At 73.9% G+C, this 17296-nt stretch carries 13 protein-coding genes and 1 riboswitch; of the genes, 7 read left to right on the top strand and 6 right to left on the bottom strand.

The features are described 5' to 3' along the window. Positions 1-36: 36 nt before the first annotated feature. The 3 genes from ACSURM_RS28250 to abc-f all read right to left on the bottom strand — a co-directional run bounded on the left by ACSURM_RS28250 (position 37) and on the right by abc-f (position 3114). On the bottom strand, positions 37-840 hold the full coding sequence (locus ACSURM_RS28250) for an enoyl-CoA hydratase/isomerase family protein (RefSeq protein WP_359050236.1): 804 nt from the start codon (positions 838-840) through the stop codon (positions 37-39). 117 nt (positions 841-957) lie between these two features. Further along, a complete protein-coding gene (locus ACSURM_RS28245) occupies positions 958-1179 on the bottom strand; it encodes a helix-turn-helix domain-containing protein (protein WP_004002281.1) in 222 nt (73 codons plus the stop codon). Between the two features lie 336 nt (positions 1180-1515). Continuing rightward, positions 1516-3114, bottom strand: coding sequence for a ribosomal protection-like ABC-F family protein (gene abc-f, locus ACSURM_RS28240; protein ID WP_436958614.1), 1599 nt, complete (start codon positions 3112-3114; stop codon positions 1516-1518). A 466-nt stretch (positions 3115-3580) separates the two neighbouring features. On the opposite strand from abc-f, the gene ACSURM_RS28235 reads away from it, so the two are divergent. Continuing rightward, positions 3581-3994 carry a VOC family protein gene (locus ACSURM_RS28235; protein ID WP_436958613.1) on the top strand — a complete coding sequence of 138 codons (414 nt, stop codon included), beginning with the start codon at positions 3581-3583 and terminating at the stop codon, positions 3992-3994. A gap of 17 nt (positions 3995-4011) precedes the next feature. Here the strand turns inward: ACSURM_RS28235 and ACSURM_RS28230 are convergent, their stop codons facing one another. The 3 genes from ACSURM_RS28230 to ACSURM_RS28220 all read right to left on the bottom strand — a co-directional run bounded on the left by ACSURM_RS28230 (position 4012) and on the right by ACSURM_RS28220 (position 8128). Continuing rightward, a complete protein-coding gene (locus ACSURM_RS28230) occupies positions 4012-5430 on the bottom strand; it encodes a hypothetical protein (protein WP_436958612.1) in 1419 nt (472 codons plus the stop codon). A gap of 193 nt (positions 5431-5623) precedes the next feature. Continuing rightward, positions 5624-6751, bottom strand: a complete 1128-nt coding sequence (locus ACSURM_RS28225) for an alpha/beta hydrolase (RefSeq protein WP_436958611.1) — start codon at positions 6749-6751, stop codon at positions 5624-5626. Between the two features lie 639 nt (positions 6752-7390). Continuing rightward, positions 7391-8128, bottom strand: coding sequence for a class II aldolase/adducin family protein (locus ACSURM_RS28220; RefSeq protein WP_436958610.1), 738 nt, complete (start codon positions 8126-8128; stop codon positions 7391-7393). 217 nt (positions 8129-8345) lie between these two features. On the opposite strand from ACSURM_RS28220, the gene ACSURM_RS28215 reads away from it, so the two are divergent. The 6 genes from ACSURM_RS28215 to cobN all read left to right on the top strand — a co-directional run bounded on the left by ACSURM_RS28215 (position 8346) and on the right by cobN (position 17259). After that, a complete protein-coding gene (locus tag ACSURM_RS28215; protein ID WP_436958609.1) occupies positions 8346-9080 on the top strand; it encodes a lysozyme in 735 nt (244 codons plus the stop codon). Between the two features lie 143 nt (positions 9081-9223). Next, complete coding sequence (locus ACSURM_RS28210; RefSeq protein ID WP_436958608.1) at positions 9224-10507, top strand: anion permease; 1284 nt, start codon at positions 9224-9226, stop codon at positions 10505-10507. A 34-nt stretch (positions 10508-10541) separates the two neighbouring features. Beyond that, a complete protein-coding gene (locus ACSURM_RS28205; protein WP_436958607.1) occupies positions 10542-10763 on the top strand; it encodes a hypothetical protein in 222 nt (73 codons plus the stop codon). Positions 10764-10921: 158 nt separating this feature from the next. Then, a riboswitch (cobalamin riboswitch) is annotated at positions 10922-11064 on the top strand. Positions 11065-11162: 98 nt separating this feature from the next. After that, complete coding sequence (locus ACSURM_RS28200; RefSeq protein ID WP_436958606.1) at positions 11163-12107, top strand: cobalamin biosynthesis protein; 945 nt, start codon at positions 11163-11165, stop codon at positions 12105-12107. Continuing rightward, complete coding sequence (locus ACSURM_RS28195; RefSeq protein ID WP_436958605.1) at positions 12104-13612, top strand: cobyric acid synthase; 1509 nt, start codon at positions 12104-12106, stop codon at positions 13610-13612. The genes ACSURM_RS28200 and ACSURM_RS28195 overlap by 4 nt, the downstream gene beginning before the upstream one ends. Beyond that, positions 13609-17259 (top strand): cobaltochelatase subunit CobN, encoded by a 3651-nt coding sequence (gene cobN / locus ACSURM_RS28190; protein WP_436958604.1) that lies wholly within the window; start codon positions 13609-13611, stop codon positions 17257-17259. Before ACSURM_RS28195 ends, cobN begins: the two co-directional genes overlap by 4 nt. The last annotated feature ends 37 nt before the right edge of the window (positions 17260-17296 follow it).

Below are 17296 nucleotides of genomic sequence, written 5' to 3'. Positions count from 1 at the left end.
GGCGGACCCGCTCACGCCGGACACGCACGCCGGGCTCTACTCGCCGAGGCCGGCCAGGTCGCGCAGGCGGCGGGCCTGGGCGGCGCGTTCGGCCGTACGCTGCTCCTCGTAGGTGCGGTCCAGGGCGCCGCGCAGCAGCGCCTTGGTCTCCACGACGGCGTCGCGCGGCGCGGCCAGCAGCGCCGCCGCCAGGTCCCGTACCGTCGCGTCCAGGTCGGCCGCGGGCACGGCGAGGTTGGCCAGCCCGCTCGCCACCGCCTCCTCGGCCCCGACGAACCGCCCGGTCACGCAGATCTCCAGCGCCCGGGCGTACCCGACGAGGCCGACCAGCGGGTGGGTGCCGGTCAGGTCGGGCACGAGGCCGAGGCTGGTCTCGCGCATGGCGAACTGGACGTCGTCGGCGACGACCCTGAGGTCGCAGCCCAGCGCGAGCTGGAACCCGGCCCCGATGGCATGGCCCTGGACGGCGGCGATGGACACGAGGTCGGTGCGCCGCCACCAGGTGAACGCCTCCTGGTATTCGGCGATGGTCGCGTCGATCCCGGCGTCGTCGCGGCGCGCGAGGTCGACGAAGGTCGGCTCGCCCGGGATCCCCTCCGGGGTGAACATGCGGCGGTCCAGCCCGGCGGAGAAGGACTGGCCCTCGCCGCGCAGCACGACCACCCGGACGGAGCCCGGCAGCAGCCGCCCGGCCTCGGCGAGCGCCCGCCACAGGGCGGGGGTCTGCGCGTTCCGCTTGGCCGGGTTGGTCAGCGTCACCGTGGCGAGGGCGTCCTCGACGGTGAGCCGTACGCCGTCCTTGTCGAGTGCGGGAGCGAGGTCCTGGTCGGGCGAAGCCATGGGGTGCCTCCGATGGGTGCGGTCAGCAGAGCTGAGCTAAGTGACTGCACAGTAACCACCCGGCCGGTCGGACCGCCGACCGGGTGGCCACCATCGAAGCCGATGGGCCGCCCGGAGTCAGGACGAAGCGGCCTTCTTACCCCGGGTCGCTCCGCCACGCCCACGGAGCGTGACGCCCGACTCGCTGAGCATCCGGTGCACGAAGCCATACGAGCGGCCGGTCTCCTCGGCCAGCGCCCGGATGCTCGCACCGGAGTCGTACTTCTTCTTCAGGTCTGCCGCGAGCTTGTCGCGCGCGGCGCCGGTCACCCGGCTGCCCTTCTTCAGAGTCTCGGCCACCCGTGCCTCCTCATGGGAAGTGCGCTCTGGTCTCCTCATGATCACCCCTCCTGGGCGTGATGGCCACCCATTCGGCAAGGTCGGTGGGACATCGTTGTGACGACAGGAGGGGTTCCCCACAACCGGAATACGTGATTCCAGCGGGTGGGGTCCAGGGGTCCGTACGGGTGGATTCGCGAAGTACCAGGTCAGGAACGCCGAGCGGCCGACCCCCGGCTACTGGGGGGTCGGCCCGCGAAATCCGTGTATGACACACCTCGATACGAGGAGATCTCACACAGATGATGGATCACGGATCGGCCGAATGATCCATGCGCGACGGATCCGGCCCGTCGATCACGCCAGGGTGACGAGGTCCGCGTAGTCGGAACCCCACAGGTCCTCGACGCCGTCCGGGAGCAGGATGATCCGCTCCGGCTGGAGCGCCTCGACGGCGCCCTCGTCGTGGGTGACGAGGACGACGGCGCCCTTGTAGGTGCGCAGGGCGCCGAGGATCTCCTCGCGGCTGGCCGGGTCCAGGTTGTTCGTCGGCTCGTCCAGGAGCAGCACGTTCGCCGAGGAGACGACCAGCGTGGCGAGGGCGAGCCGGGTCTTCTCGCCGCCGGAGAGGACCCCGGCCGGCTTGTCGACGTCGTCACCGGAGAACAGGAACGAGCCGAGCACCTTGCGGACCTCGACCAGGTCCATGTCGGGGGCGGCCGAGCGCATGTTCTCCAGGACCGTGCGGTCCGGGTCCAGGGTCTCGTGCTCCTGGGCGTAGTAGCCGAGCTTCAGGCCGTGGCCGGGGACGACCCGGCCGGTGTCCGGCGTCTCCACGCCCGCCAGGAGGCGCAGCAGCGTGGTCTTGCCGGCGCCGTTGAGGCCGAGGATGACGACCCGGGAGCCCTTGTCGATGGCCAGGTCGACGTCGGTGAAGATCTCCAGCGAGCCGTACGACTTCGACAGGCCCTCGGCCATCAGCGGGGTCTTGCCGCAGGGCGCGGGCTCCGGGAAGCGGAGCTTGGCGACCTTGTCGGACATCCGGATGTCCTCGAGGCCGGAGAGCAGCTTCTCGGCGCGGCGGGCCATGTTCTGCGCGGCGACCGTCTTGGTGGCCTTGGCGCGCATCTTGTCGGCCTGGGCGTTGAGCGCGGCGGCCTTCTTCTCGGCGTTGGCGCGCTCGCGCTTGCGGCGCTTCTCGTCGGCCTCGCGCTGCTGCTGGTACAGCCGCCAGCCCATGTTGTAGATGTCGATCGCGGAGCGGTTGGCGTCCAGGTAGAACACCTTGTTCACGACCGTGTCCACGAGGTCGACGTCGTGGGAGATGACGATGAAGCCGCCGCGGTAGGACTTCAGGTAGTCCCGCAGCCAGATGATCGAGTCCGCGTCGAGGTGGTTGGTGGGCTCGTCCAGCAGCAGGGTGTCGGCGTCGGAGAACAGGATCCGGGCCAGCTCGATACGGCGGCGCTGACCGCCGGAGAGGGTGTGCAGCGGCTGGCCGAGCACCCGGTCGGGCAGGTTCAGCGCGGCGGCGATGGTGGCGGCCTCGGCCTCGGCGGCGTACCCGCCCTTGGTGAGGAACTCCGTCTCCTGGCGCTCGTACTGCTTCAGGGCCTTCTCGCGGGTGGAGCCCTTGCCGTTGGCGATGCGCTCCTCGTTCTCCCGCATCTTGCGGATCAGCACGTCGAGGCCGCGCGCGGACAGGATGCGGTCGCGGGCGAGGACGTCGAGGTCGCCGGTGCGGGGGTCCTGCGGGAGGTAGCCGACCTCGCCGGAGCGGGTGATCGTGCCGGCGGCCGGGATGCCCTCGCCGGCCAGGCACTTGGTGAGGGTGGTCTTGCCTGCGCCGTTGCGGCCGACGAGGCCGATGCGGTCGCCCTTGGCGACACGGAAGGTGGCGTTCTCGATGAGGACGCGCGCACCGGCGCGCAGCTCGATACCGGAGGCGGAGATCACGGACAGACTCCAGGGCGTACAGGGATTGGCGGGTGGGCGGCTGAGGACGTTCCCGCCGTCTAATGCGCGAGGAGAATGGCCATGGGGCCCAGTCTAACGGGGCGGTGCAAGCAGTTTTCCTGCGTCCCGGTGAGGGGGGCGCGGGGCGGGAGTCCCCCCAGGGGGTGCGGCCGGGAGTGACATGCCGCCGAGCGGCCGGCGGAGGGGCGCGGCCAGGGCGCGGGGGTGGTGCCGGAGGGGCGTGAGGGGTGCGAGGGGCGCATCGGGTGCCCGCCGGGAGCCGGTCGGCGGGGCGGGGCGGTGGGGCGCGCGGGCCGGGAGAGTCACTCGGTCGGGTCATGCCCGTACTCGGCGGGATGTGGCGGTTTCGGGTGTTGTGTGCGGTGGGAAGCGAAGACGCGTGCGGTGCGACGGCCGCCGGAGGACGACGGAATCGGTGCGCGACGGACGCGAAGGAGTGGTCGGCATGGCGGGCACGGGCGGCGGACGGCCGGGCATCTGCCCCACGCTGCTGTACACGGACGCGAAGGCGGCGATCAGGCAGCTCACCGAGGGCCTGGGCTTCACCGAGCTGTCGGTGTACGAGACGGCGGACGGCACGGTCCTGCACGCCGAGCTGGTCCAGGCCGGCGGCGTGGTGATGGTCGGTTCCAAGGGCCGCGGCGGCCCCCTCGACTCCGCCCTGGAGCACGCGGGGCCCGCCGGGGTGTACGTCGTGGTGGACGACGTGGACACCCACCACGAGCGGGCCGCGGCGCACGGGGTGGAGATCCTGATGCCCCCGGCGGACCAGGACTACGGGGCCCGGGAGTACCTGGCCCGGGACGCCGGGGGGAACATCTGGAGCTTCGGGACGTACGCCCCGGAGACCGGGGTCTGAGCCGCCCCGGCGGGGACTCAGCCCCCGGTGTGCACCTGGAACGCGGCCCGGCGCACGGCCTTGGCCAGCGCCGGGTCGGGGTGCGCGGCGGCGAGCGCGACCAGCACCTGCACGGTGCGCGGATGGCCGACCGCGCGGACCTCTTCGAGCAGCTGGGGCACGGTGGGCTGCACGGCGGCCTCCAGGTGCCGCACCAGCATCGGCGCCTCACCGTGGTCGGCGACCGCGGCGGCGGTGTCCACCCACAGCCAGGTCGCCTCCTCCCGGGTGAGCACCTCGTGGGCGTCCTCCGGGTCGACCCCGTCGTGCTCGGCGAGCCACAGCAGGGCGTACGGCCGCAGCGCCGGCTCCCGCACCACGGCCCGTACGTCGGGCTCGGCGGGCGCGCCGACGACGCGCAGCGCCTCGAAGGCCAGCCCGCGCAGCAGCGCGTCGTCGCCGCGGGCGGCGTCGATCAGTTCGGTGACGGCGCTGCCGACGGGGCGGGCGGCGAGCCAGGCGCGGTACTCGGCGCGGGCCGCGTTGGGGCGCAGCTGGGCACAGCCGCGCAGCATGTCCTCGGCGGCCTGCTCGATGTTGCCTGCGGGGCTCTGCGCGGCCACGCAGATCTGCTCCAGCTTGACCCACACCGCCCAGCTGCCCAGCGGGGTGAGGGTGGCCTGGCCGCCGCCGTAGGTGAGGGCGCCGACCGAGGCGAGGGCCCGCAGCGCCCAGTCGAGCAGCGGGGCGAGCGCGGCGTCGGCGGCGGGCGTGGCGTCGGCCGGGGCGGGCGCTCCGGCGGGCCGTCCGGTGCCGGGTTCGTAGGCGACCTCGCAGCGTTCGGTGCGCAGTTCGGTGACCCGCTGCTGGAGCAGGTCGAGCAGCTGCTCCACCGGGACCGGGCCGGCCGAGAGCTGGAGGAAGGAGAGCACCTGGGGCATGGCCGAGACGACCTCGGCGACGGCGGCCGGCTCGTGTCCCGCGGGCTCGGGCGAGGCGAGCGACCAGGCGTCGAAGAGGGCGACCCAGCCGCGCAGTACGGCACTGTCGTCGCGGTCCCAGGCGCGCAGCCGCCAGCCGGGCCGGGCGCTGTCGCCGTGCACCTCGACGAGTCCGGCGAGGCGGGCGGTGTCCCAGTCGGCGCGGATCCGGGCGACGCTCAGGCCCAGGTCGGCGGCGGCGCGTTCGGCGGTGGCGTCGGAGAGGGTCGCCTTGCCGTCCGCGGTGGCACCGTGCCGGCCGGGGCCGAGGGCGGAGTCGGCCCAGCGGGCGACGCGGACCGCGCCGGCCAGACCGGCACGGGCCATTCCGGCCAGTTCGGCGGGGGCGGGCGTGCCCTCGGGCGGCCGGGGCGCCGGGCGGCGCGGGCGCCGCTGGTTCACAGCTCTTGGGGCGGCGGCCAGGGGTCGAGGTCGGACGAGTCGGAGCCTGGAGTCGCGCGGGATACGGGACGTCACGGGTGCAGTCTTCCGGTTGACGGTCCGAAAACCCAAACGGAATGTCAGGGCGGGCGCCGGGGCCGAGCGGAGTACGGGGCGAGGGGCGGTGGGACGGACAGGATCGAGCCAGTCGTGCGCCGGTGGCCGGATCGGTCCCGCGGCCGTAACCGGAATGTCGGTCACCGGCCCTCGCGGGCGCCCGCGCCCGGGGTCACAGCAGCGGGGTGAGGAACCTGCGCAGCCGTTCCTCGTACTCCTCGGGGTCCGCGTTCCACATCGCCGCGTGCGGGGCGCCCGGGACGGTGTGCAGGGTGACCAGGCCAGGCCGGCGCCGGGCGAGCCGGCGGGAGTGCTCCCAGGGCGCGACCCGGTCGTCCGGGCCGTGCACGAGCAGGGTGGGCACCTGGAGCCGGTCCGGGCCGCCCGGCTCGGCGAGCCCGTCGGCGTGCAGTCCGGCCCGGCCCTGCGCGGCCCGCACCGCGAGCGGCAGCAGCGGCTCGGGGGTGTGCCGGGCCCGGGCCAGCGCGCGCAGCGTGGCCGGCCAGCTGAGGACCGGGGAGTCCAGGACGAGTCCGGCGACGCGGTCGCGGACCTGGGAGTGCTCGGCGGCGCGCAGGGCCATGGTGGCGCCGGTGGACCAGCCGAGGAGGACGACGCGGCGGGCGCCGTGGCGGACGGCGTACCGGATGGCCGCCTCGACGTCCCGCCACTCCGTCTCGCCGAGGTGGTTCAGCCGGTCCGGCGGGCGGGGGGCGCCGGGGTCGCCCCGGTAGGCGAGGGCGAGGACGGGCAGCCGGCGGGCGTGCAGGAAGCCCATGACGTTCAGGGCGTGCTCCCGGGTGGTGCCCAGGCCGTGTACGGCGATCACCCAGGTGTCCCGGCCGCCGGGCACGAACCAGGCGGGCAGGGCCCCGAGTTCGCCGGGCACGGACACGTCGGTGTGGTCCAGGCCGAGGGCGGTGCGGGGGTTGCCGACGTACAGGTTGGGGGTGAGCCAGGCCGCGTCGCCGGCCGTGAAGGTGCCGTGGGTGACGCGTTCCAGGCGCCGTACGACGGTGTCGGCGGCGTGCGGGACGCCCTCCAGGACGGGGCCGACGACCGCGTGCGAGCCGTCGCCGGCGAGGCCGTAGACGCCGGGGCGCAGGGTGGCCAGGTCGCGGGTGAGCGTGATCCGGCCGGCGGCCGTGCCGTGCACGGTGAGCCGTGGCTCGGTGGGCAGCGGGCGGCCTGCGGACGCCTTCAGGGCGGCGTCGCTGGCGAGCCGGCCGACGACCACGGAGGCCGTACCGGCGGCCAGGAAGGCGGTGACCGCGCCGGCGGTCGCTGAGACGGTGCGCACGGATCCAGTGTCACGGGGGCGACGGGCGGCGGCCAGCCGAAGCGCGGGGCGGGGTGAGGGGGCCGGGGCGGGAGAGGGGCGGGGCGGGGAGGGTGGGAGGGCCGGGCGGGTGGGCGTGGGCGGGGTGCCGTCGTGCCGGGGTGGGGTGCCCACGCGCCAGGGCCAGGACCATGTACCGGCGCGCCGGGGCCGGGGGTCGTCGCGGCGGGCCGGGGCGGGCCGGTCCGCCAGGGCGCGGCGGAGTACGGCGAGCGGGGCCGACCGGGCCCGGGCGCGTGTGGCCGGGGTGCCGGACGTCGTCGTGGCCGCGACCGCCGTCGGCTTCCGGGGCTGCGGCGAGGCCGACGGCTGGATCCCCGGCCGCGCGGCCAGCGGGGCCGGCCAGGTCCGGGCGCGCGCGGTGCGCGGCGTCGGCCGGGCCCGGCGGAGCAAAGCCAGTGCGGCCGGCACGGTTCGGTCGTACACGGCGCGCGCGACCGGCAGAGCTCGGCTATGTGCGGCGCGCGCGACCGGCAGGACCCTGTCGTACGCGGTGTACGCGGCCCGCAGGGTGCCGTGGGGCGGGGCCGGTGTGCCCGGTCGGGCCCGGCCGGGGGGGGTGTGCGGGGTGCGGGGCGGGCTGCTGTTCGGCAAAAGGGGTCACCTCCGTTGGCCGTACCCCTTCAAACGTTCCCCGGCCTCCGCGACTTGTGCCTCGGTGAGAAGGGACGGGGTCAGGCCGGGCACCGACGACGCGGTCAGCCACAGGCGGCACATCCACTCCAGCTGGGCGGTGCGGTCGTAGGCCTGGTCGAGGGTGGCGCCGTAGGTGACCGTGCCGTGGTTGCGCAGCAGGCAGCCGGAGCGGCCGGCGAGGGCGCTGAGCATGTTCCCGGCCAGCTCGTCGGTGCCGTAGGGGGCGTAGGGAGCGACCCGTACGGGACCGCCGAGGGCGGCGGTCATGTAGTGGACCGGCGGCAGCTCGGGGACGAGCATGGAGACCGCGGTGGCGTGCACGGCGTGGGTGTGGACGACCGCGCGGGCGTCGGTGGCGCGGTAGACGGCGAGGTGCATGGGCAGCTCGCTGGTCGGCACGAGGGTGCCGAGCACCCGGCGGCCGGTGAGATCGACGCCGGTGAGGTCGGCGGGGGTGAGCCGGTCGTAGGGCACGCCCGAGGGGGTGACCAGGACGAGGTCGCCGAGGCGGGCGGAGACGTTGCCCGAGGTGCCGACCACCAGCCCGTCGGCGACGGTCCGCCGCGCCGTGGCGACCACGTCCGCCCACAGCCGCGCCACGTCCTCCCGCACGTCCTCCCGTACGTCCTCCCCCACGACCGGCCACTCGTCCGGCCGCCCGTCCCGTCGTCCGTCCTTCGCGTTCCGTCGCGGTTCAGCCATGCGGTGATCCTGCCAGCCTGAGGGACGGGGGCGGGCGGCCGGCGGAGCCGGGTCGGGAACCGTAGGGCCGAACGAGGGGATTTAGGGGTGAAACGCCTGAAATCGCCCAGAAATCCGTGATCGGCGGACCTTGAATGGCTCACTCCTGCCCACCCCACGAGCGCCGCCGCCACCGAGGACCGGCGCGCCCGTCGTCCGCCACCCCCGGGGGAGCCGCATGGCCCGTGTACCCACCCTTGTCCGCCGCCGCGCGAGCGTCCTCGCGGCGGCCGTGGCGGCGGTCCTCGCCCTCACCGGCCCCGCGACCGCCGCCGCCAAGCCGCCCAAGGGCCACGACGTGTCGTCGTACCAGCGGCACGTGAAATGGCCGGACGCGCGGAAGAAGGGAGCGCGGTTCGTCTACGTCAAGGCGACCGAGTCCACCGGCTACCGCAACCCCTACTTCACCGAGCAGTACTCCGGCGCCCGCAAGGCCGGCCTGATCCGGGGCGCGTACCACTTCGCCCGCCCCGACCGGTCCTCCGGCGCCAAGCAGGCCGCGTACTTCGTGAAGCACGGCGGCGGCTGGCGCGGGGACGGCTGGACGCTGCCGCCCGCGCTCGACATCGAGTACAACCCCTACGGCTCGCGCCAGTGCTACGGACTGAGCAAGAAGCGCATGGTCGCCTGGATCCGTTCGTTCAGCGACGAGACCCGGCGCAGGACCGGCCGCCGCCCGGTGATCTACACGACGACCCAGTGGTGGAAGTTGTGCACCGGCAACAGCCGGGCGTTCTCGAAGAACCACCCGCTGTGGATCGCCCGGCACGGCACCGCGAAGCCGGGGGCGCTGCCCGGCGGCTGGCGGTACTGGACGTTCTGGCAGTACCGCACGAAGGGCACGCTGCCGGGTGACCAGGATCTCTTCAACGGCACCCTGGACCGGCTGCGGATCTTCGCGCGGGGCCGGTAGCCAAGGGGGGCCCGGCCCGGCAGGGCGGAAAAGAACCCGGGTATGGGATTGCCGACACCACTGTGCCCGTCCCAGTTCATCTTCCGTTCACCCAGGTTGCCTACGTTCGTCCAGCCAACGACCTCGAACGATTGCCTGGGTAAATGGAAAGCTTCTCGCTGATCCTCGCGATTGTGGTGGTAACCGCTCTCGCGTTCGATTTCACGAACGGTTTCCACGACACCGCGAACGCGATGGCCACCACCATCTCCACAGGCGCCCTGAAGCCCAAGATCGCGGTGACCATGTCCGCCGTCCTCAATCTTGCGGGCGCCTTCCTCTCCGTGGAGGTCGCGAACACGATCTCCAAGGGTCTCGTCGACGAGACCGGCATCCGTCCCGAGGTCATCTTCGCCGCCCTGGTCGGCGCGATCCTCTGGAACCTGCTGACCTGGCTGGTGGGCCTGCCCTCCAGCTCCTCGCACGCCCTGATGGGCGGCCTGGTCGGCGCCACCGTCGCCTCCGCCGGCTTCGACGGCGTCCACGGCGGCGTCCTGGTCACCAAGGTCCTGCTCCCCGCCGTCGCCGCGCCGGTCGTGGCGGGCCTCGCCGCGTTCCTGGCCACCCGGCTCTCCTACCGCGTCGGCGGCACCGGCGACACCGAGGCGACCCGCAAGGGCTACCGCGTCGGCCAGATCGCCTCCGCCGGCCTGGTCTCGCTCGCGCACGGCACCAACGACGCCCAGAAGACGATGGGCATCATCACCCTCGCGCTGATCGCGGGCGGCTCCCTCGCCCCCGGCTCCAACCCTCCCACCTGGGTGGTCCTCTCCGCCGGCCTGGCCATCGCGCTCGGCACCTACATCGGCGGCTGGCGCATCATCCGCACCATGGGCAAGGGCCTGACCGACCTGGAGCCGCGCCAGGGCTTCGCCGCCCAGACCGGCGCCGCGACCGCCATCCTGGCCTCCTCCCACCTCGGCTTCTCCCTCTCCACCACCCACGTCGTCTCCGGCTCGGTGATGGGCGCGGGCCTCGGCCGCAAGGGCGGCGTGGTCCGCTGGTCCACCGCGACCCGCATGGCCGTCGCCTGGGTGCTCACCCTGCCGGCCGCCGCGCTGGTCGGCGCGGGCGCCGAGGCAGTCACCGACCTCGGTGACTGGGGCACCGCCGGCGTCGCCGTCTTCCTGGTCGCCGCGAGCGCCGCCATCTGGAAGATCTCCCGCCGCGAGGTCGTGGACCACACCAACGTGATCGAGGAGACCGGCGAGCCGGCCGGTGTCGTCACCACCGCCATCGCCGCGGTCACCCCGCCGCCCGCCGGCCCGGTGGCCGACAGCCTGACGGTCCCGGCCACCGCCGGCCTGACGACCGCCGGCCTGACGGCCACGATCCCCGCCCCGGCCGCCGAACCGGCCCCCGCCGCCCCGCCGGCCGCCACGGTCTGACCCGCCCGCACGGTTACTGAAGGAAGCAATCCGCATGAAGATCGACTGGGCGGCCCTCGGCTCCGTACTGGGCGTCAGCGTCGTGTTCACGGTGGGCCTGGTGGCCCTGTTCACCCTCGGCATCAACGGCATGTCCCGCCGCGAACGGGCCGCGGCCCAGGGCGGCTCCGCCACGCTCGCCGTCACCGGCGCCTACGCCTGCTTCGCCGCCTGCGCGGCGGCCGTGGCCTACGGCATCTACCTGATCGTGGCCTGACCGCAGGCCCCCGATCCCCGCCTCCGCCCCGCCGACCGGCCCACCCGCCGGACCCGGCGGGGCGGACGCGTGTGCGGGGGCTCCCAAGGCCCGCCCGGCGCCCCGGGGATGTGGGCCTCGGCACAGTCGGGCGTCCCAGGTCAAAGGCAAGTTGACGGCCCTTCCGGGCACGTGGTGGACTGCCCAGGCCATGTACGGCGGCAGCAGAGGAAGCCGGTGCGAATCCGGCGCGGTCCCGCCACTGTCACCGGGGAAGAACTCCCCGGGAGCCAGGAACTCTCGCCGCCGGAATCCGTCGAACCAGGGCGTGGACACCCTGAGTGAGGACACGAATCGCCATGCTCGGCTGCCGAAGGACCCGTACCAGGAACGCCCCCGCGCCCACGGCCGGCTGAGCCGATGGGTGCCGACCGCACATACGCGTACGGTGCCGCCGCCGGCGTCCTCGGTGATCTGCTCCTCGGCGATCCCCGCCGCGGGCACCCGGTCGCCGCGTTCGGCCGCGCGGCCACGGCCGTGGAAGGCGCCTTGTGGCACGACCACCGAGCCTGGGGCGCCGTGCACACCGCCGTATGCGCCGGTGGCGCCGTCGCGCTCGGGGCGCTGGCCGCACGCGCCGTACGCCCCTCCCGTACCGCCTCCGTCGCGCTGACCGCCGCCGCCACCTGGGCCGTCGTCGGCGGCACCTCGCTCGCCCGCGAGGCCCAGGCGATCGGGCGCGCCCTGGCCGCGGGGGACACCGAGGCCGCCCGCGCCCGGCTGCCCCACCTGTGCGGCCGCGACCCGCAGGCGCTGGACGCCGACGGAATGGCCCGGGCCGTGGTCGAGTCGGTCGCCGAGAACACCTCCGACGCCGTGGTGGGCGCCCTGGTGTGGGGAGCCGTGGCCGGGGTGCCGGGGCTGCTCGGGTTCCGCGCCGTCAACACCCTGGACGCGATGGTGGGTCACAAGTCGCCCCGGCACCGCCGCTACGGCTGGGCCTCCGCCCGCCTCGACGACGTCGCCGGCTGGCCGGGCGCCCGGCTCACCGCCGTACTCGCCACCGTCGCCGGACCCGACCCGCGTGGCGCCCTGCGCGCCTGGAAGGCCGACGCCCGCAAGCACCCGAGCCCCAACGCCGGTCCCGTGGAGGCCGCCTTCGCGGGCGCCCTCGGCGTCCGGCTCGGCGGGACCCTCTCCTACGGCGGCCGGGTCGAACACCGGCCCGTGCTCAACGGCGGCACCGGACGGCCGGTCCGGGTCACCGACATCGACCGGGCGGTACGGCTCTCCCGCCGCGTCGGCCTGCTCGCCCTCGGCACCACGCTCGCCGCGCGCGCACTCCTGAAAGGACGTGGGAAGTGAACGGTGGTCTCCTCGTGGCCGGCACCACCTCGGACGCCGGCAAGAGCGTCGTGACGGCCGGGATCTGCCGGTGGCTGGCGCGCCAGGGCGTGAAGGTGGCGCCGTTCAAGGCGCAGAACATGTCCCTGAACTCGTTCGTGACCCGCGAGGGCGCGGAGATCGGCCGCGCCCAGGCCATGCAGGCCCAGGCCTGCCGGATCGAGCCGACCGCGCTGATGAACCCGGTGCTGCTCAAGCCCGGTGGCGAGCAGAGCAGCCAGGTCGTGCTGCTCGGCAAGCCGGTGGGCGAGCTGAGCGCGCGCGGCTACCACGGCGGACGCCAGCAGCGGCTGCTGGGCACGGTGCTGGACTGCCTGGCCGAACTGCGGGGCACGTATGACGCGGTGATCTGCGAGGGGGCGGGCAGCCCGGCCGAGATCAACCTGCGGCGGACCGACATCGTCAACATGGGCATCGCGCGGGGCGCGCGGCTGCCGGTGCTGGTGGTGGGCGACATCGACCGCGGCGGCGTCTTCGCGTCCTTCTTCGGCACGGTCGCCCTGCTCTCCCCCGAGGACCAGGAACTCGTCGCCGGGTTCCTGGTGAACAAGTTCCGCGGCGACGTCGGCCTGCTCGAACCCGGCCTGGACATGCTGCACGGCCTCACCGGACGGCGGACCTACGGCGTGCTGCCGTTCCGGCACGGGCTCGGCATCGACGAGGAGGACGGACTGCGCGTCTCCCTGCGCGGCACCGTACGGGAATCCACGGTCGCTCCCCCGGTCGGCGAGGACGTGCTCCGCGTCGCCGTGTGCGCGATCCCGCTGATGTCCAACTTCACCGACGTGGACGCCCTCGCCGCCGAACCGGGCGTCGTCGTACGGTTCGTGGACCGGCCGGAGGAACTGGCCGACGCCGACCTCGTGGTGGTCCCGGGCACCCGCGGCACCGTACGGGCACTGGAGTGGCTGCGGGAACGCGGACTGGCGGACGCCCTCGCACGCCGGGCCGCCGAGCACCGCCCCGTCCTCGGCATCTGCGGCGGCTTTCAGCTCCTCGGCGAGCACATCGAGGACGAGGTCGAAAGCCGCCAGGGACACGTCGACGGCCTCGGCATCCTGCCCGTGCGCGTGCGCTTCGCCCGCGAGAAGACCCTCACCCGGCCCACCGGGCAGGCCCTCGGCGAGCCCGTCGACGGCTACGAGATCCACCACGGCGTGGCCACGGTCGAAGGCGGCGAACCCTTCCTGGACGGCTGCCGCGTCGGCCAGACCTGGGGCACCCACTGGCACGGCTCCCTGGAGTCGGACGGCTTCCGGCGGGCCTTCCTGCGCGAGGTGGCCGCCGCCGCGGGCCGCCGCTTCGTCCCCGCGCCGGACACCTCCTTCGCCGCGCTGCGCGAGGAGCAGCTCGACCGGCTCGGCGACCTCATCGAACAGCACGCGGACACGGACGCGCTGTGGCGGCTCATCGAGTCCGGCGCGCCGCAAGGACTGCCTTTCATCCCACCGGGAGCGCCCGCATGAGCACAGTGTTGTTGTTGTCGACCGCCGACACGGATCTGCTGGCGGCCCGGGCCTCGGGCGCCGGCTACCGCATCGGCAACCCCACCCGGGTCGACGTCGCCGGGGAACTGCCCGCCCTCATCGAGGGCGCGGACCTCGCCGTCGTACGGCTGCTGGGCGGCAAGCGGGCCTGGGAGGACGGGCTGGCCGCGCTGAAGGCGTCCGGCATCCCGACCGTACTGCTGGGCGGCGAGACCGTACCCGACGCCGAACTGATGGCCGAGTCCTCGGTGCCCGCCGGCGTGGTCGCGGAAGCCCTGAAGTACCTGGTCGAAGGCGGCCCCGCCAACCTGCTGGAGCTGTCCCGGTTCCTGTCGGACACCGTGCTGCTGACCGGCGAGGGCTTCGAGGAGCCGCGCCGCATGCCCGAGTTCGGCGTGCACGGCGACTACGCCGTCCAGGACGGCCGCCCGACCGTCGGCGTGCTGTTCTACCGGGCGCACGAACTGAGCGGCAACACCGCCTTCGTGGACACCCTGTGCCAGGCGATCGAGGCGGCCGGCGCCAACGCCCTCCCCGTGTACTGCGGTTCGCTGCGCGGCGCGGACCCCGCCCTGTACGAACTGCTCGGCCGGGCCGACGCACTGGTCGCCACCGTCCTCGCGGCCGGCGGCACCCACGCCTCCCAGGCCTCCGCGGGCGGCGACGAGGAGTCCTGGGACATCGGCGCGCTCGCCGACCTGGACGTCCCCGTCCTGCAAGGGCTGTGCCTCACCTCCTCGCGCGCCGCGTGGCAGGAGTCCGACGCCGCCCTGTCCCCCATGGACGCGGCGATGCAGGTCGCCATCCCCGAATTCGACGGCCGGCTGATCACCGTCCCCTTCTCCTTCAAGGAACAGGGCCCCGACGACGTCCCGGTGTACGTCGCCGACCCCGAACGGGCCGCCCGGGTCGCCGGGATCGCCGTCCGGCACGCCCGGCTCAAGCACAAGCCGAACGCCGAGAAGAAGATCGCCCTCGTCTTCACCGCCTACCCGACCAAGCACTCCCGGGTCGGCAACGCCGTCGGCCTGGACACCCCCGCGTCGGCCGTCCGGGTGCTCGACGCGCTCCGCGACGCCGGCTACTCGCTGACCGAATACCCTGACAGCGGCGACGAGTTGATCCACCGGCTCATCGAGGCCGGCGGCCACGACGTGGAGTGGCTGACCGAGGAGCAACTGGCCGCCGCGCCCGCGCGGGTGCCGCTCGCCGACTACCGGGCCTGGTTCGAGAAGCTGGACCCCGAGCTGCGGGACGCGATGACCGAGGCGTGGGGCGAACCCCCGGGCAGCCTCTACGTGGACGGCGACGACGTCGTACTCGCCTCCCTCCAGTACGGCAACGTCGTCGTCATGATCCAGCCGCCGCGCGGCTTCGGCGAGAACCCGATCGCGATCTACCACGACCCCGACATGCCGCCCTCCCACCACTACATGGCGGCCTACCGCTGGCTGGAGAACAGCTTCGGCGCCGACGCGATCGTGCACATGGGCAAGCACGGCACCATGGAATGGCTGCCGGGCAAGGGCCTCGGGCTCTCGCGCGGCTGCGCCCCGGACGCGGTCCTCGGCGAACTGCCGCTGATCTACCCGTTCATCGTCAACGACCCCGGCGAGGGCACCCAGGCCAAGCGGCGCGGGCACGCCACCGTGGTCGACCACCTGGTGCCGCCGATGGCCCGCGCGGACACCTACGGCGACCTCGCCAAGCTGGAACAGCTCCTCGACGAGTACGCGCTGGTCAGCGACCTCGACCCGGCGAAGGCACCGGCCGTGCGCGCGCAGATCTGGACGCTCGTCAAGGCGGCGGAGCTGCACCACGACCTGCACGTGGACGAACAGCCGGACGACGACGAGTTCGACGAGTTCGTCATGCACATCGACGGCTACCTGTGCGAGATCAAGGACGTCCAGATCCGCGACGGCCTGCACATCCTGGGCGGCGGCCCGGTCGACGAGGCACGCGTCAACCTCGTCCTCGCGGTGCTGCGCGCCTCCCAGGTGTGGGGCGGCCAGGCCAACGCCCTGCCCGGCCTGCGGGCCTCGCTCGCGGCCCACTTCGGGCTGGTGGAGAAGGAGTTGCTGGCCGAGCCGGGCGCCCCGGTGAAGGTCCCGGTGGAGCTGACGGACCTGGTGGAGGGCCCGGCCCGGTCCGCCGCCGACGCCATCGACCTGCTGGAGCAGCTGTGCCGGCGGATCGCGGAGGGCATGGAGGCCCGGGCGTGGGACCGTACGGTGGTCCCGGCCGTCCTGCGGGGCGTGCTCGGCGCCGAACTGCCCGACGCGGTCGCGGTGCTGGAGTTCGCCTGCGACGAGGTCGTGCCGCGGCTGGCGCGGACCACCGACGAGATCGGGCACATCCTGCGCGCCCTGTACGGCGGTTACGTACCGGCGGGGCCGTCGGGCTCCCCGACCCGCGGCCTGGTGAACGTCCTGCCGACGGGCCGCAACTTCTACTCCGTCGACCCCAAGGCCATCCCGTCCCGGCTGAGCTGGGAGGTCGGGCAGTCGCTGGCGGACTCGCTGGTGCAGCGGTATCTGAGCGACACCGGGGAGTACCCGAAGTCCGTGGGCCTCACCGTGTGGGGCACCTCCGCGATGCGCACCCAGGGTGACGACATCGCCGAGATCCTGGCCCTGCTCGGCTGCCGCCCGGTGTGGGACGAGGCCTCGCGCCGGGTGACCGGCTTCGAGGTGGTCCCCCTGGCGGAACTGGGGCGGCCCCGCATCGACGTCACGGTCCGCATCTCCGGGTTCTTCCGGGACGCGTTCCCGCATGTGGTCGGGCTGATCGACGACGCGGTCCGGGCGGTGGCGGAGCTGGACGAACCGGCCGAGTCCAACTACGTGCGGGCGCACGTGGACGAGGACGCGGCCGAGCACGGCGACCGGCGCCGCGCCACCGCCCGCGTCTTCGGCTCCAAGCCGGGTGCCTACGGCGCGGGCCTGCTGCCGCTCATCGACGCGCGGAACTGGCGCTCCGACGCCGACCTCGCCGAGGTGTACGCGGTGTGGGGCGGCTACGCCTACGGCCGCGGGCTCGACGGGCGGGCGGCGCGCGGCGACATGGAGACGGCGTTCCGGCGGATCGCGGTGGCGGCGAAGAACGTCGACACGCGAGAGCATGACTTGGTCGACGCGGACGACTACTTCCAGTACCACGGCGGCATGGTCGCGATGGTGCGGCACCTGACGGGCGCCAACCCCGAGGCGTACGTGGGCGATTCGGCGACGCCGGACCAGGTGAAGACGCGCACGCTGGGCGAGGAGACACACCGCGTGTTCCGGGCGCGGGTGGTCAACCCCCGGTGGATGGCGGCCATGCGTCGGCACGGCTACAAGGGCGCCTTCGAGATGGCGGCGACCGTGGACTACCTGTTCGGCTACGACGCCACGGCGGGCGTGGTCGACGACTGGATGTACGAGAAGCTCAGCGCCGAGTACGTCTTCGACCCGGAGAACCGGGACTTCATGAAGAAGTCCAACCCGTGGGCCCTGCGCGGCATCACCGAACGCTTGCTGGAGGCGGCGGACCGGGGGCTGTGGGCGGAGCCGGACCAGGAGACCCTGGACCGGCTCCGGGCGACCTACCTCGAGCTTGAGGGAGATCTGGAGGGGGACGCTTGATGTCCCTGAGAATCCCCGCGTCGGCGGGGAGCACCTG

The organism is Streptomyces sp. SudanB182_2057 (assembly GCF_964272715.1).
Lineage (GTDB): Bacteria > Actinomycetota > Actinomycetes > Streptomycetales > Streptomycetaceae > Streptomyces > Streptomyces rubradiris.
The sequence above is the reverse complement of the archived record's forward strand: the minus strand, read 5'-3'. Positions and strand labels throughout refer to the sequence as shown.